General features: G+C 68.6%; 18 protein-coding genes and 1 pseudogene. 5 read left to right on the top strand and 14 right to left on the bottom strand.

Going from position 1 to position 14887, the window contains the following annotated elements; translation table 11 throughout:
• Positions 1-23: 23 nt before the first annotated feature.
• Together ACHMWU_RS22625 and ACHMWU_RS22630 are read right to left on the bottom strand one after the other, a co-directional pair.
• The gene (locus ACHMWU_RS22625; protein ID WP_396047375.1) at positions 24-221 is read right to left on the bottom strand and encodes a universal stress protein; all 198 of its coding nucleotides are present in this window, start codon (positions 219-221) and stop codon (positions 24-26) included.
• A complete protein-coding gene (locus tag ACHMWU_RS22630) occupies positions 154-468 on the bottom strand; it encodes a universal stress protein (RefSeq protein WP_396047377.1) in 315 nt (104 codons plus the stop codon). Before ACHMWU_RS22630 ends, ACHMWU_RS22625 begins: the two co-directional genes overlap by 68 nt.
• A gap of 143 nt (positions 469-611) precedes the next feature.
• Here ACHMWU_RS22630 and ACHMWU_RS22635 point away from each other — a divergent pair, with 143 nt between their 5' ends.
• The gene (locus tag ACHMWU_RS22635) at positions 612-1571 is read left to right on the top strand and encodes an NADPH:quinone oxidoreductase family protein (RefSeq protein WP_396047380.1); all 960 of its coding nucleotides are present in this window, start codon (positions 612-614) and stop codon (positions 1569-1571) included.
• A 32-nt stretch (positions 1572-1603) separates the two neighbouring features.
• Entirely contained in the window at positions 1604-2287 is a 684-nt protein-coding gene (locus ACHMWU_RS22640; RefSeq protein WP_396047382.1) for a DUF2461 domain-containing protein, read from the top strand.
• Here the strand turns inward: ACHMWU_RS22640 and ACHMWU_RS22645 are convergent.
• The 10 genes and pseudogenes from ACHMWU_RS22645 to ACHMWU_RS22690 all read right to left on the bottom strand — a co-directional run bounded on the left by ACHMWU_RS22645 (position 2251) and on the right by ACHMWU_RS22690 (position 11821).
• Positions 2251-3237, bottom strand: a complete 987-nt coding sequence (locus ACHMWU_RS22645; protein ID WP_396047384.1) for an aldo/keto reductase — start codon at positions 3235-3237, stop codon at positions 2251-2253. The genes ACHMWU_RS22640 and ACHMWU_RS22645 overlap by 37 nt on opposite strands.
• Positions 3234-3638 carry a MerR family transcriptional regulator gene (locus ACHMWU_RS22650; RefSeq protein ID WP_396047386.1) on the bottom strand — a complete coding sequence of 135 codons (405 nt, stop codon included), beginning with the start codon at positions 3636-3638 and terminating at the stop codon, positions 3234-3236. Before ACHMWU_RS22650 ends, ACHMWU_RS22645 begins: the two co-directional genes overlap by 4 nt.
• Before the next feature lie 47 nt (positions 3639-3685).
• Complete coding sequence (locus ACHMWU_RS22655) at positions 3686-4474, bottom strand: hypothetical protein (protein WP_396047388.1); 789 nt, start codon at positions 4472-4474, stop codon at positions 3686-3688.
• A 115-nt stretch (positions 4475-4589) separates the two neighbouring features.
• On the bottom strand, positions 4590-5273 hold the full coding sequence (locus ACHMWU_RS22660; protein ID WP_396047390.1) for a GGDEF domain-containing protein: 684 nt from the start codon (positions 5271-5273) through the stop codon (positions 4590-4592).
• Positions 5270-6022 carry a hypothetical protein gene (locus tag ACHMWU_RS22665; protein ID WP_396047392.1) on the bottom strand — a complete coding sequence of 251 codons (753 nt, stop codon included), beginning with the start codon at positions 6020-6022 and terminating at the stop codon, positions 5270-5272. The genes ACHMWU_RS22660 and ACHMWU_RS22665 overlap by 4 nt, the downstream gene beginning before the upstream one ends.
• Before the next feature lie 92 nt (positions 6023-6114).
• Positions 6115-7818: an HlyD family efflux transporter periplasmic adaptor subunit gene (locus ACHMWU_RS22670; protein WP_396047394.1), complete on the bottom strand. Its 1704-nt coding sequence runs from the start codon at positions 7816-7818 to the stop codon at positions 6115-6117.
• Positions 7815-8477 (bottom strand): hypothetical protein, encoded by a 663-nt coding sequence (locus ACHMWU_RS22675; RefSeq protein WP_396047396.1) that lies wholly within the window; start codon positions 8475-8477, stop codon positions 7815-7817. Before ACHMWU_RS22675 ends, ACHMWU_RS22670 begins: the two co-directional genes overlap by 4 nt.
• A gap of 216 nt (positions 8478-8693) precedes the next feature.
• A complete protein-coding gene (locus ACHMWU_RS22680; RefSeq protein ID WP_396047398.1) occupies positions 8694-9917 on the bottom strand; it encodes an ABC transporter permease in 1224 nt (407 codons plus the stop codon).
• Positions 9914-10598 (bottom strand): annotated as a pseudogene (locus ACHMWU_RS22685) (ABC transporter ATP-binding protein). The gene ACHMWU_RS22680 and the pseudogene ACHMWU_RS22685 overlap by 4 nt, the downstream one beginning before the upstream one ends.
• Positions 10595-11821 carry an efflux RND transporter periplasmic adaptor subunit gene (locus ACHMWU_RS22690; protein WP_396047400.1) on the bottom strand — a complete coding sequence of 409 codons (1227 nt, stop codon included), beginning with the start codon at positions 11819-11821 and terminating at the stop codon, positions 10595-10597. The pseudogene ACHMWU_RS22685 and the gene ACHMWU_RS22690 overlap by 4 nt, the downstream one beginning before the upstream one ends.
• Positions 11822-11904: 83 nt before the next feature.
• Between ACHMWU_RS22690 and ACHMWU_RS22695 the strand changes: the two genes are divergently transcribed.
• Positions 11905-12213: an antibiotic biosynthesis monooxygenase family protein gene (locus tag ACHMWU_RS22695; protein ID WP_396047402.1), complete on the top strand. Its 309-nt coding sequence runs from the start codon at positions 11905-11907 to the stop codon at positions 12211-12213.
• On the opposite strand, the gene ACHMWU_RS22700 is transcribed toward ACHMWU_RS22695, so the two are convergent.
• Both ACHMWU_RS22700 and ACHMWU_RS22705 read right to left on the bottom strand, forming a co-directional pair.
• Positions 12205-12819, bottom strand: coding sequence for a hypothetical protein (locus ACHMWU_RS22700; RefSeq protein WP_396047404.1), 615 nt, complete (start codon positions 12817-12819; stop codon positions 12205-12207). The genes ACHMWU_RS22695 and ACHMWU_RS22700 overlap by 9 nt on opposite strands.
• Positions 12820-12856: 37 nt before the next feature.
• Positions 12857-13984 carry a peptidoglycan-binding protein gene (locus ACHMWU_RS22705; RefSeq protein ID WP_396047406.1) on the bottom strand — a complete coding sequence of 376 codons (1128 nt, stop codon included), beginning with the start codon at positions 13982-13984 and terminating at the stop codon, positions 12857-12859.
• 110 nt (positions 13985-14094) lie between these two features.
• On the opposite strand from ACHMWU_RS22705, the gene ACHMWU_RS22710 reads away from it, so the two are divergent.
• Both ACHMWU_RS22710 and ACHMWU_RS22715 read left to right on the top strand, forming a co-directional pair.
• Positions 14095-14361, top strand: coding sequence for an endonuclease/exonuclease/phosphatase family protein (locus tag ACHMWU_RS22710; protein WP_396047409.1), 267 nt, complete (start codon positions 14095-14097; stop codon positions 14359-14361).
• Entirely contained in the window at positions 14243-14887 is a 645-nt protein-coding gene (locus tag ACHMWU_RS22715) for an exodeoxyribonuclease III (RefSeq protein WP_396047411.1), read from the top strand. Before ACHMWU_RS22710 ends, ACHMWU_RS22715 begins: the two co-directional genes overlap by 119 nt.

Here is a 14887-nt window from a genome sequence, read left to right on the forward strand (position 1 = left end):
TCGGCGCAGCGGTCGGCCAAATATCAGGCCCGACGCCGATCGTGGGTGTGCGCGATGTAGACATCGCACGGGGCTCGGCGCGTGACGTCGGCCGCGATGCTGCCCAGCACGCGCGACATGCCCTGCACGCGCTTGTTGCCGACGACGATCACATCAGCCCCCGTCTCCTCGGCGAGCTCGACGAGCGCGGCGGCAGGTTTGCCCTGCACCGCCTTGACCACGATCCTGAGGTCGGGGAAGCTCCGCCTTCAGCGAACGGGCGACCGTCTCAGCCGTGGTCTTGGCATCTTCGACCGAGGAGAAGAAGAACTCCTCGGTGCCGACGTCGATCCGTTCGATCTCGAGCTTCTCGAAGGCACACGCCAGCTGCAGCTCTGCGCCCAAGGCCTGGGCCAGCACACCCGCACGACTCGCGGCGGCCTCAGCTGTCGGGCTGCCGTCGACTCCGACGATCACGATCGAGCTCATGGATACTCCTTCGACGCCAGGAACGGTACGGCGCCACTGTAGTGGGTCGTCTCGTCGAAGCGGTGGATCCGACATCGCAGGCAGTGCCGCCTCGCGCCGCCGTCCACCTAAGCAACTGCTTAGTTCTGCGCTATCGTCGGCGCATGAGAGCTGTGCAGATCACCACGCTGGACGGGCCTTCGGCAGTCCAGGTCGTCGAAATCCCGACCCCGGAGCCCGGACCCGACCAGGTCCTGATCCGCGTACGCGCATCGGGCGTCGCCTTCCCGGAGGTCCTGCAGTCGCGGGGGCTCTACCAGATGAAGCCCGATCTCCCCTTCACGCCGGGTGCCGAGATCGCCGGCGAGGTCATCAGCGCACCCGAGGGCTCCGGCTTCTCGCCCGGCGACCGCGTCGCTGCCCTGTGCATGCTGGGCGGGTTCGCCGAAGAGGCGCTCGCTCCCGTCGACACGACGTTCGCACTGCCGGACAACGTGTCGTTCGAGCAGGGCGCGTCGATCATCTTCAACTACGGGACCGCCTACTTCGCACTGGTCGAACGTGGCCACCTGCAGGACGGCGAGTCGGTGCTCGTCCACGGTGCCGCCGGTGGCATCGGGACCGCGTCGATCCAGGTCGCCAAGGCTTTCGGAGCCGGGCGAGTCATCGCCGTGACCTCGACCCCCGAGAAGGGCGCAGTCGCCCTCGAGGCAGGGGCGGACGAGTTCGTCCTGGCCGACGGGTTCAAGGACCAGGTCAAGGCCAGCGGCGGCGTCGACATCGTGGTCGATCCCGTCGGCGGCGACCGGTTCACCGATTCCCTGCGATCTCTGAAGGACGACGGCCGACTGCTCGTCATCGGCTTCACGGCCGGCGCCATCCCCGAGGTCAAGGTCAACCGCCTGCTGCTCAACAACATCTCGGTCGTCGGAGTCGGCTGGGGTGCGTACGTGCTCAAGCGTCCGGGTCATATCGCCACCGAGTGGGCGGCTCTGGTCCCCCACCTCGAGAGCGGCACCTTGCAACCGGTGGTCGGCCCCGCCTTCCCGCTCGAGGAGACCGCACAGGCACTGTTGACCCTCGACGAGCGCCGGGCCACCGGCAAGGTGCTCCTGCTCCCCTGACCGCGCCCTGGAGCAGGGGCTAGGGTCGACGGGTGGGCGACTTCAACGGCTTCTCCGAGGCGGCACTCGACTTCTACGACGATCTCGAGATGGACAACACCAAGACGTTCTGGGAGGCCCACAAGGACGTCTATGCCTCGGCCGTGGCCGCGCCGATGAAGGCCCTGACCGCCGAGCTCGCCGACGAGTTCGGCGAGGCCAAGATCTTCCGGCCCTACCGCGACGTCAGGTTCGCCAAGGACAAGACGCCCTACAAGACGCATCAAGGCGTCTTCATCGCCAAGGGGCCGTCGTGCGGCTACTACCTGCAGCTCGGCGCGGCGGGCGTCCGAGTCGGCGCCGGGTTCTACGAAGCCTCGCCGGCACGGCTCGCGAGCGTGCGCGAAGCCATCGTCGACAAGCGCCGCGGCGGTGAGCTCGAAGAGATCTTGAGCGTCCTGGCTGCCGCCGGCTGGGAGGTCGGCGGCAACCGGCTCAAGACGGCTCCCCGCGGCTACGACATCGACCATCCGCGCATCGAGCTTGCTGCGACACAAGTCGATGACGCTGGGGAAGTCCTACGGCTTCGAGCCGGTCATCCACTCCGCCGACCTCGTCGACCAGGTGCGCGCCGACTGGCGCGAGACGACGCCCCTGATCGACTGGGTGCTGCGCTACGCGAAAGGCTGAGGCCCTCAGCTCACAGGTGGACCTGGCGCATCCCGTCTGCGCCGTAGCGCTCTCCTGCTGCGATGCCGACCGGTGCGGCGGCATCCAGAGCCGCGAGATCAGCGGCGCTGAGCTCGATGTCGGCGGCTGCCACGTTCTCCTCCAGGTAGGTCCGGCGCTTCGTGCCCGGAATCGCCACGACCCGCTCCTGTGCCAGGACCCACGCGAGTGCGAGCTGACCCGGGGTCACGCCGCGTCCTTCGGCAAGCGCGCGCACCCGGTCGACGACCGTGAGGTTCTGCGCCATGTTGTCGGCGGAGAACCGGGGGCTCGACCGCCGGAAGTCACCCTCGTCGAGGTCGTCGGTCGAGACGATCGCGCCGGTCAGGACACCACGACCCAAGGGCGAGTAGGCGACGAACTCGATGCCCAGCTCACGGGTCGTGTCGAGCACCCCGTTGACCTCGGGCGCGCGCTCGAACAACGAGTACTCGGTCTGCACCGCGGTGATGGGGTGCACCGCATGAGCACGACGGATCGTGTCGGCCGCCGCCTCCGACAGACCGAGGTACTTGACCTTGCCCTCGGTGACGAACTCGGCCATCGCGCCGACCGTCTCCTCGATCGGGACCTGCGGGTCGACCCGGTGCAGGTAGTACAGGTCGACGTGATCCATGCCGAGGTTGCGCAACGAACGCTCCAGGGCCTTGCGGGCGTACGCGGCGCTGCCGTCGGGCTGCCCGATCACGCCGTCGTCGCTCACGTTGCGGGCGAACTTCGTAGCCACCGCGAACTCGTCGCGCCGGCTCCCGATCGTGCGGCCGATGAGCTGCTCGTTGAGGAAGGGCCCGTAGATCTCGGCGGTGTCGATCATCGTGACGCCGAGGTCGAGGGCGCGGTGCAGCGTGGCGGCCGACTCGGTGTCGTCACGGTCGCCGTAGAACGCCGACATCCCCATCGCACCGAGTCCTTCGATGCTGGCCTCGAGACCTTGGCTGCCCCATGTCGTGGTCTTCATGTGTTCTGTTCCTGCCTGCCTGCAGCGTGGGCTGCGTAAAAGTCGATCTTGCTGTCGATGGCCGCCAGATGGCGCTGCACCTCGTCGAGCTGCGCGAGGACGTTGATCCGGTGCGCCTGGAGGATCTCCAGGCGCTCGCCCTCGGTTCCCTCGATCCGGTAGAGCGCGACGAACTGCTTGATCTCGCGGATCGGCATGCCCGTCCGGCGAAGCATCACGAGCGTTCGGAGCCACCTCAGGTTCTGCTCGGTGTACCGACGTTGGCCCGACGCCGACCGTCCGGGACGGTGCAGCGTCAGCCCTTCCTTCTCGTAGTAGCGCAGGGTGTCGACGCTCAGACCACTCCGCTCGGCGGCAGCGCTGATCGTCAGCCCCTCCGGGGGCACATCCGTCACGGTCATGGAATCAGCATGACCCCTGGAGCGCACTCCAGGTCAAGTTGTGACTCTCAGCTGTTGCAGTGCACCGCCGGCTCGGCGACGATGCCGCGGGCCAGAGAGCCGATGCCGCTGAACGAGATGCCGAGGTGCTTCTTGGTCTCGCCGACCAGCGAGCGCCAGATGTACGTCGGATCGTCAGCGGCCTGAAAGCCGTTGCGGGTGGCGATCTTCTCACCGTCGACCGTGAAGTAGCTCGAGTTGGAGAACAGCGCGATGTTGAGGTCGCCACCGTTGGAGATCGAGCTCGTCATGAGCCCGGCATAGGTGCGGAACGCGTCACAGCGGCGGTTCGTCAGGTCCCAGCCGAGGAAGGCTCCCGGCGAGTCCACCTCGAGGCTGTGCCCGAAGCTCGTGCCGTTGATCGAACCGGTCGCACTGTTGACGCCGTCGCCGATCACGAAGTCGGTCGGTGTCGTCACGAGGTCGACCCACCGCCAGACGTCCAGGCTGCGCACGGTGCTGACTCCTGCGTTGCGCTTGGACGACTTCGACTTCAGCACCCGGAACTTCGTCGGACCGCCGGCCGTCGGCTTGATCGACACAGCGTAGGTGCCGGCCTTCGTAAGCTTCCGGGTCGCGATCGTCTTCCACGCCCCGCCCACGTACTGGCGCTGGATCTTGACCGAAGATCCCTTGGCCTTCGGCGAGACCTTTCCGGTCAGCTTGACCGACGCGCCCAGCTCGATCTTCGTCGCGCTGACCGCCAACGTGACCGAGTACTTCGACTTGGCCTGGGCGGCGGAGATGCCGCTGCCCACCAGCAGGACGGTCAGCATGGCGACGACGAGCTTGCGCATCTTGTTCTCCAGACGGTCGGGTTCCGTCGACGATGCTACGACCGCGAACCCTCACCCGTCCTGGAAATCCAGCAAGTTTCGGTGCAGATCGGTGGGTCCCCCACGAGCAGCTCGTTCACTGACCGGCCGACACCCAGCACGCGCGGCCCGCCGACTTCGCCTCGTACAGCGCCCTGTCGGCAGCGTCCACCAGCGTGCCGATGCTCTCGATCCCGCTGGCCTCGGCGGTGATCAGTCCCAGGCTCATCGACACTGCTATGCGCCGGTCGCCGATCTGGAACGGCCGCTGCATGTCGGCCACGACGGCATCTGCCAGACGCTCCGCATCGCTCTGCTCAGCGCATCGGGCGAGCATCAGGAACTCGTCACCGCCCAGCCGGATGACCGAAGCGTCGGGCGGCATGACCTGGCGAAGCCGGGCCGCGGTCTCGGTCAGCACCTGGTCTCCGACCTGGTGGCCGAACCGGTCGTTCGCCGTCTTGAACCCGTCGAGATCACCTGCCATGACGAGCACCAGCAGGCCGCCCTCCGCGGTGTCGGTGACCCGGTCCATGACGGCTCGGGCGCCGCGGCGGTTGAGCAGCCCGGTCAACGGATCGTGCTCGGCGTCGTGGCGATGCCGCTGCTGCTCGCGCCGCTCGTCCGTGATGTCGACGATCGTGCAGACGGCCCGCTCCGGGGTGATCGTCGTGTGCGCGATGCCTCGGGCCGTGACGTGGAACCACCGGGACCCGGACGGGTGATCGAGCACGGCCACGAAGGTCGCCACACCTGCAGCTCCGTCGAAGACCTGGGTCAACGACTCCTGCAGGCCCCTTTCGCCCTCGATGACATCGATCGCCTGGTCGAACGCGGCCGCATCGGCGATCTGCCGAAGACATCGCTGAACGCCCGGTTGACGTCGACGAACTGTCCGGAGGAACGCGCGATCGCCGTCAAGGTGGGCGCGGAGTCGAAGGCCAGGCGGTAGACCTGCTCGTTGAGCTCTGAACGCGCCAGCATCCGGGAGGCGACGAGCGCCGTCTCGGCCTGGCGGACCAGGATCTCGAGCGTCGCGCACTGCGCGGCGTCGGGCACCAGACCAGACTTCGGCATGTCGACGCTGACCGCGCCGATCTTGTCGCCGGCGGCGTCGGACAGCACGCTGAACAGCATGTGGAGCTTGGTCCAGGCGCGCGGATCCTCGCGGTGCGGCTCGAACCAGCTGTCGTCCTCGTTGACCCATTCCACGGCGGTCTGGGTCTGGTCGGAGCCGGTCGTCAGCAGCAGGCCGTAGTGCGGCTGCGAGGCGGCGATCTCGACGTCCCACTCCTCGGCCGAGCTGAGATTGCCCAACAGCTCCTGCACGCTGGGCGGCCCGGCCACGGCGACGACCTGGAACTGGCCTGACTCGCCGACCAAGTTGATCGCGACGGCCTCGAACTGGGCGACGTCGACGATGGCCTGACAGATCGAGTCGAGGATGACCTGCAGGTCGGTGGTCGTGGCCAGGTCACGCGTCAGGTCGACCAGACCCTCGACGGTACGACGGGACAAGAAGTGCTCCACAGCCGATTCCTGCTCCACGCCTCACCCCCGTTGTCCCGATCTCCCAGCCTACGCTGATCGAGACTGCCTGTCAGAGAGATCGGACGTCTCGTTCAGCCTCGACCCCCACCCTGCATCCTTGCGCCGCCCGGCACTCCACCGCCACCACCGAATCCGGAACCGGAACCCGGGAGCCGGGTCGTGGAGCCGTCCCCGCTCGGCAGGGAGGCATCGAGCGAAGCCAGGACGACGACCTGCCCCTCGTCGAGCCCGTCGGTGATCTCGGTCCTGCGCTGGCCGACGACACCGACGGTCACTGGAGTCATCGTGGGGGTGCCGTCCTGCAGGACCGTGACCATCGTGCGGCCGGTCGTGGTCACGGCTGACGACGGCACGGTCAGGACGTTCGACGCCGTCCCGACCACGAGCGAGATCGCAGCCGTGGAGCCCTCGGGGGCCGCGACGTCGCCGTCGAGGTCGATCGTGACCGGGAACGTCGACGTCTCCGACCCTGTGTCGGGCAGCAGCCCGATCTCGGTCACCGTCCCGGTGACCGGGGCGCTCGCACCAGCTGGCGTCACCTGCGCCTTCTGCCCCTTCGCGATGTCGGAGACCTGGTCGAGGGTCACGGTCGTGGTGGCGGTGGTGCTGCCGTCGCCGACCATGACGATCACGGCGTCAGATGCCCCGACCGTGTCTCCCGGAGTCACGGTCACCGAGAGGATCTCGCCGGCGAAGGGCGCCGTCAGGTCGGCTGCCGCTCGCTGCTGTCGGGCCTCAGCCAGCTGGGCACGTGCGGTGTCGATCGCCGCCTGGTCCTTCGCGAGCGTCGCGGCCGTCACGGTCGCCCCTCCACCTCCACCTGTACCTGCGCCTCCACCTGCACCGCTGTCCTCCGAGGCTCCACCGGACGAGCCCGTAGTCGGCGAGGTCGTCTCCGGAGCCGCGGCCGGGGTGTCGGACGACTGCTGCTCGTCACCCGTCGAGGTGTCGGAGGCTCCGACCGTCTTGACCGCATCGGTCAGCGTGGCGGTCAGCTTCTCAAGAGCGCTCTGAAGCACGTCCTGCTTGGCAGCGACGACGTCCTGCGCGTCCTGGGCCGAGGCCAGGGCGTCGGTGCACTCGGTCGACAGGCTCGTGCCGTCGACCGGTGCTGGCTCTTCATCGTCCGCGGGCTCAGGATCGGTGACCTCGGCGGCATCGGTGCAGGCCTCGACCTGCGCCGCCAGCGCGCTCTTCGCTGCCGCGATGGCCTCGGTGGCTGCCGTCTGCGCCGTCGTCACCACTGCTTGCTGATCCTTCAACCTCGCCAAGGCCTTGGTCAGCGCGGGAGAGGTCGTGGCGCCCTTCGACGGGGCGTCAGACGACGAGTCCTTCGACGTGCCACTGGACGCGGAAGGCTTCTTGGCAGTCGTTGCCGGCTCGCTGCTCGACGTCGCTGCCGTGACCGTCGCGGCCTGGCTCGTCTGGTCGGACTCCAGCTGGGCCTTGGCCTTGGCGAGGGCGGCGCGAGCCTGGGTGACGTCGGCCCGCAGGGCGGTCGCGTCGAGGGTCGCGAGCGTCGCGCCCGACCGAACGACGTCACCGGCGGCCACGTCGACCGTGGCTACGGTGCCGCTGACACCGAACGACAGGTCGCGCCGTGCCGACGCCGTGATGGTGCCCGCCAACGCAACGGTCTCGTCGACGTCCCCGAGCGCCACCGCGGCCGTCCGGTACGACCCCGACGCCCCCTGCGTCTGCGCGTAGGCGACTCCGCAGCCGGCCACCAGCACCGCGCCGGCGGCCACGGCCACCATGAAGGGACGACGTCTCATGCCCCGGCCCCTGGACGTCCGCCGCCGAATCCTGTGGCGCACTCGCCGTCGACCGCTGCCGACACCGCGATCGTCGTCGCGGTGATCGCACCGGTGTCGTCGGCCTCACCCCTGCTCGTGACGCAGACCCCCACCTTGACGTCAGATGCCGCAGCCGACTCGGTCGTCGTGTAGGTCGTCGCTGACGACGTCACGACGGTGATGGCCGTCGCAGCATCCTCGGTGCCCCCGGGCAGCTCGGACGAGACAGTGAAGCCGGTGTCGCTCACGGCAGTCACCTCCCCGACCGCGAAGCCGCCACGCTGGCCCCGGCCCCCCTCTGCACCGCCCGGCGCGTCAGTCGGCATGTCGGTGGGCAGGTCGGTCGGACGTTCACCGCTCGGCGCCTCGCCGCCACTCGGCGGTTGCCCTCCGCCACCGGGTCCCCCGCCCATGCCCGACGTGCAGGAGCCGTCGACTGCCTCGGTGACTCGGACGGTCGCGGCCGTCACCTTCGACGTGTCGGTGCTGGTCTGGTCGGCCGACGAGACCATGACGCACGAGCCGACCTTGACGTCCTTGGCCTCGCCGTCGACCTGGCGGGTGAATGTCGTGCCGTCGGTCCAGGTGACCGCGACCTGCGAGCTCTGTCCCTGCACCTGGGCGGTCGAGCCCGACACCTCCGTGACCTGGCCGGATCCGCCGGGCCCGCGGCCCTGACCCCGGGGTGCCCTGGCCTTGGGCCTGGCCGTTCTGCTGCTGTCCCTCCGCCGAGGCGGCGGCCTGGCCGTCCGAGCCGCCGCAGGCAGCAAGGGTGAGACCGACGGCGAGGAACAGGGTGGACGTGACAAGTGCACGCTTCATGGGTGACTCCTGGATTCTGTGTGCGGGGATGGTCATGGGCTGCGGAGAGCCTGGATGGGGGTGAGACGCGCGGCGCGACTCGCGGGATAGACCCCGAAGCCGATGCCGAGCGCGAGTGAGGTGAGCAACGCCGCGAGAGTCGCGAGCAGCGAGATCGAGACCGGTTGGTCGATCAGCGGAGGCAGGACCGAGGCGCCGACCAGGCTGAGGACGACGCCGATCAGCCCGCCGGCGAAGCCCAGCATCGAGGCCTCCACGAGAAACTGGCGCCGGATCGACGCCGGCGTAGCGCCGAGCGCCTTGCGCAGCCCGATCTCGCGGATCCGCTCGGTGACCGAGACGAGCATGATGTTCATGACGCCGATGCCTCCGACCAGCAGGGAGATCGCCGCGACGCCGCCGAGCAGCACCGTCAAGGTGCGGTTCGTGGAGTTGGCGGTCTCGATCAGGGCTTCTTGGCTCGTGATCGTGAAGTCGGCGTCAGAGGCTTCCACCCCGTGCACGTTCAGCAGCAGGGCGTTGATCTCCTGGTAGGCCGCGCCGAGCGTGTCCTTCGAGGCACCTTCGACGTAGATCGACGACACCGACGTGCCTGCCGCGCCGGTGAGGTCGGTGACGGTGCCGATCGGTGCCACCGCGGTGTCGTCCTCGCTCGACCCGGTCGAGGTCGAGCCCGATGCCGACAGCACCCCGATCACCGTGAGCGATGTCCCGCTGACCGTGACGGTCTGGCCCACTGCGGCTCCGGTGAACAGCGCACCGGCGGTGTCGGAACCGAGCACCACGACCGGCGCGCTCGTCTCCACCTCGGCCGCGGTGAAGAACCGTCCGGACGACAGCTCGCGCGAACGCACGTCGAGCCAGTCGACGGTCGTGCCGACGAGCGTCGACGTCCAGTTGGTCGTCCCGTTGACCAGCGAGACCGATGACGAGGTCACCGGAGCGACCCGTTCGACGTCCGGGACGACGGTCTCGTCGCCGATCGCCTGGGCATCGGCCAGGGTCAGCGTCGACGCCGATCCGAAGCCGCCGCGCACGCCGGACGACGACGTCGTGCTGCCCGGCGACACGACCAGCAGGTTGCTGCCCAGCGAGTCGATCTGCGACTTGACCTCGTCCTGCGCGCCTTGGCCGAGCCCGACGGTGAGGATCACCGACGAGACGCCGATGATGATGCCGAGCATCGTCAGGATCGATCGCAGCCGGTGGGCCCGGACGGCCTCGGCGCCCGTCCGAAATGTCTCTGGCCAGTTCATGCGACCGTCACCGCCGTCACGATCTCGCCGTCGCGCACCGTCAGCTGACGTCCGGCTCGCGCCGCGACGTCGAGCTCGTGGGTGATGAGCACGATCGTGCGTCCCAGTGCCGACAGCTCGTCGAACAGCCCCAGGACGTCCGTGGTCGAGTCCGAGTCGAGGTTGCCGGTCGGCTCGTCCGCCAAGATGAGGGCCGGCTCGGTCACGAGCGCGCGAGCCACCGCGACCCGCTGCTGCTGTCCGCCCGAGCTCGCCCGGCCTGTGATCGGCCCGGTCACCCAGGCCCACCCGTTCGAGCGCGGCGACGGCGCGCTCACGTCGCTCGTGGCGGGGCACTCCGGCGTACACCAACGGCAGCTCGACGTTGCGCCATGCCGACATGCTCGCGAGCAGGTTGAACTGCTGGAACACGAAACCGATCCGCCGGTTGCGCACCTCGGCCAGCTCGGACTCGGTCATGGTCGACACGTCCTGGCCGGCCAGGTGGTACGAACCGCTGGTCGGCACGTCGAGGCAGCCGAGGATGTTCATGAGCGTCGACTTGCCCGAGCCCGAAGGACCCACCACGGCGACGTACTCGCCCTCGTCGATCGTGGCGTCGACACCGCGCAGCGCATCGACCCGCACGGCACCCGTGTCATAGGACTTCCAGACGTCTGCGAGGTCGAGGATCGCGGTCATCGGGGCGCACCTCCGGGGAATCCGCCGGTTCCGCCCGCGCCTCCGGGTGGCATGCCGCCGCCGGGGAATCCGCCCGAGGGGAGGCCCTGGCCGCCGCCCGAGCCCGATCCGGTGGTTCGCGCCCGCCCGATCGCGGCGACCTGCACCTGGTCGCCTTCGACGACTCCCTTCGTGATCTCGGTCGACATGCCGTACGTCTCACCGACCGTCACGGCCACCTTCTTGGTCGTGGACCCGTTGACGAGGGTGACGTAGGTCTTGCCGTCGGTCGTGGTCAACGCCTGCGTCGGCACCGTGAGGACGTCCTCGACCTGCTTGACGATGATCGCAACCTCCGCGCTCGTCCCGACGTACAGGTCCTTCTGGCTGCCGGTGACGCCGATCGTGACCGGGAACGTCGCTGCGCCCGAGGTGCCGGTCTCGGCGACCCGTCCGACGTCCTTGACCGTCCCGAAGATCGCCTCGGTCGCACCGCTGGGCGTGATCTCGGCCTGCAGACCTTTCTTGACGTTCGCGATGTCGGCCGCGGCGATGTCGACGTCGACGACGAACTTGGTCGGCTGGATCACCGTGATCGCAGCAGTTGACGTGGTGGACGCGGTGCTCGACGTGGTGGAGCCCCCGGCCGCGGCGGCACCTTGCCCGCCGGACGAGCTCGAGCTGCCTGCCTGGTCACCGACCTCGACCGTCACGCTGGCAACCGTGCCGGAGAACGGCGCGACCAGCTCGGCGGCGGCCAGGTCGTCCTCGGCCTGGGCCACATCGGCCTGCGCGCTCGCCAGGCTCGCCTCGTTGGAGGCCTGCTGGACGCTCGACTCGCTGCCGTCATCGGCGACCGTCGTCTCGGCAGCATCCTGCTGGGCCCTCGCCGATGCCAGTGCCGCCTTCAGCGACACCGTGTCGAGGGTCGCGAGGACGTCGCCCTTCTTGACCACGTCGCCTGCTTCGACCTCGACTCCCGTGACCCGACCGGACACCGTGAAGTCGAGGTCGGCCTGCTTGGCCGAGGCGAGGGTGCCGGTGCCGGTCACCGAGCTCTGAAACGTCCCGACGGTGGCGGTCGAGACGGTCGCCTGGGCCTCGGCGCTGTCGGAACGGCCGGTGAACCAGTAGCCGACACCTCCGATCACGAGTGCGATGACGACTGCGGCGACGACGCCTTGACGCCGAGATCGTGGCCGGAGCCGGATGGCCAGGTGCTGGGCTCTGTGGGAGAAAGACACGTCGTCATCGTCACGGCGTGGACCGTGCCTCCGCTGGCGCTCACATGTGCGGAACCTGTGAATCCACCGCCTAGGATCGGGGGATGATCGTCGAGCAGGGCATCTTGAACGTCGTCCCCGGCCGCGAGGACGAGTTCGAAGCGGCGATGCAGGAGGCGTCGGCGATCATCGCGTCGATGCCAGGGTTCCAGCGACTCCAGGTCTCTCGCGGCATCGAGAACCCCGCCACCTACCTGCTGCTCGTCGAGTGGGACACCCTCGAGCACCACACCGAAGGCTTCCGAGGATCAGCGCCGTACCAGCAGTGGCGGCAGCTGCTGCACCACTTCTACGATCCGTTCCCGGTCATCGAGCACTTCAGCCCCGTGGTGTCAGTCGTCCCCTCAGACTGATTCGTCGGTGTCGTCGCGCGACCGACGCAGCTCGTCGCGTTCACCCCGCAACCGCTCCACCTCGGCCTTGCGACGCCGCAGGCGCATGCTCAGGCCCGTGAAGATCACGACCACCACGGCACCGGTGATGACACCGATCAGGGTCGCGGCCCGGAAGCCTGGCGCATCCACGTCGAAGATCCGCTCGCCCGCATGGGCGGCGTTGCTGTTGCCGGCCACGACCGACAAGGTCAGCCAGTTGGGCGCTGCCAGGACGATCGCGACGAGGGCGACGACGCCGCGCCAGGTCCAGCTGAAGAACTTGCGGCGCACCTGGAACAGCAGCAGCAGCGGGATCGCGGTGAAGACGAAGCCGTAGAACAGCCCCCACATCGTCCCGCGAGTGACGCCGCCGTTGACCTGATCGGCGACGCGCTGCGCCCACCAGCGGGGAAAGAACGCCGCCGACATCAGGTACGCGATGTAGGCGACGCCCACGATCACGATCGCCAGCACGATCCGGCGCACCCAGTGCTGAGGGGTCACCTCGGGCTTCTGGGCGATCCGCCGGTCGAGGTGGTCGTCCTCGTGGGGCGGATTGTGCGCAGCCGAATCCTGGTCACTCATGTCGACATCATGACACCAGTCGGACGAAACGGCCCGCCTACTTGAGCGCGTCGGCCATGGCCTTCCACTCCTCGCCCTGCACGACTCCATCAGCTTTCAGACCCAGCTGGGCCTGACGCGCCTTGACCGCGTTCACCGTGACGGACCCGAAGTATCCGTTGCGGTCGACTCGCGGCAGACCGAGCGCGGTCTGCAGGAAGACGACCGCGCGGTCTGCGCGTCCCTTCCGCAACGTCGTGCGGGAGTAGTTCTTGAGGCCATATCTGATGGCACGGGCCCGCGAGTAGCCCTTCACGGCGCGGTAGGTGACGCTCGACGGGCTCAACGCAACCCACGTCGGCTGGTCCAGCACGCCGGTGACCGGGACGTCGTGCGCCCGTTGGAAACGCTTGACGGCACTCCACGTCATGCTGTCGAACCGCCCGGTGGCCTTGACGCCCAGGAGGCGTTGCGCCTTCTTGACCGTGCTGCCGGTGCGACCGTACTGGCGGTTGCCGACCTTGGTCTTGGCCAGCAGCTTCGACGACGCGGCGCACGAGCCGGAACGCACGGCGCTGCTCAGCGCGGCATACGTCCCCTTGAACCGCACGCACGGGCCGTAGTCGATGGAGCCGACCTTGCCGGTCCAGAACGACACGTTGCCGCGGGCACCGTTCCAGCTCAGCGACACGTGGATGTGGTCCTGGTGGCCCGAGCTGCGACGCCAGCCTTCGCCCGAGCGATAGATCGACCAGATCTTCTTGTTGTAGATGACGTACATGATCCCGAGCCGACGGGCGTTGCGGCCGTCGTCGCGGGTCACCCACGACAGGAAGTCTGCGGCAGCCGCTGTCTGGGCAGGATCGTCAGGGTCGATCATCCAGTCCCAGGCCCGTCCCTCGGAGTGCTCGGAGACTCCTTCGGTGCAACCACGCGAGATGTTGCCCCGTCCGCCCTGGCCGTACGTCGCCAGCACATGGTCGCGCAGCTTGACGGTGCCCGCCATGTCGACCGGGTTGCACGACGACTGCGGCAGGTACGGCGACTTGGGGTCGAGCCCGTCCGGCAGCAGCACGGGTGCCACGAGCCCCGTCGGCGACGCGGGCAGGCTGATCGGCGCCTCGCCAGCCGTGGCCGGTGCGGCGAGCGCTCCGGTGGCCAGCACCAGCGTGCAGACGGCGATCACGATCCTGCGCACAACGTCCCTTCCCACGACGACGGACTCTATCCTGCGCCCCACTGGACCCATGTGTCCCACGAATCGGGAGATGGGGCTCGACGCGGTAGATTCGTCGGGTGCGTATTGCGACCTGGAACGTCAACTCCATCCGAACTCGAATCGACCGGGTGACGGGCTGGCTCGAACGCAATGACGTCGACGTCCTGGCGATCCAGGAGACCAAGTGCCGGGAGGACCAGTTCCCCGGCCTCGAGCTTCTCCGCGATGGGCTACGAGGTCGCCCACTTCGGCCTCAACCAGTGGAACGGGGTCGCCCTGATCTCACGGGTCGGCCTCGACGACGTCGCAACGTCCTTCGCCGACGACCAGCCACTGTTCGGTGACCCCGAGGTGCTGGAGCCGCGGGCGATCGGCGCGACCTGCGGCGGTGTCCGGGTCTGGAGCTTCTACGTGCCGAACGGCCGCGAGCTCGATCATGCCCACTACACCTACAAGCTCGCCTGGCTGGAGCGTCTGCGCCAGGTCGCCGGCGGCTGGCTCGAGGAGAACCCCGACGCCCAGATCGCCCTGACGGGTGACTGGAACGTCGCACCACAGGACGACGACGTGTGGGACATGGCGGTGTTCGCAGGCAAGACTCATGTCTCGCAGGCCGAGCGTGACGCCTTCCAGGGCGTCGTCGACGCCGGCTACGCCGATGTCGTGCGCCCGCACGCTCCGGGCCCCGGTGTGTACACGTTCTGGGACTACCAGCAGCTGGCCTTTCCCAAGAAGCGCGGACTGCGGATCGACTTCATCCTGGCCTCGCAGGCGCTTGCCGCGCGGGTCGACTCGGCCTGGATCGACCGCGAGGAGCGCAAGGGCAAGGGCGCCAGCGACCACGCCCCGGTCGTCATCGAGATCTCGTGA

This window comes from Aeromicrobium sp. UC242_57 (assembly GCF_044452305.1).
Classification (GTDB): domain Bacteria; phylum Actinomycetota; class Actinomycetes; order Propionibacteriales; family Nocardioidaceae; genus Aeromicrobium.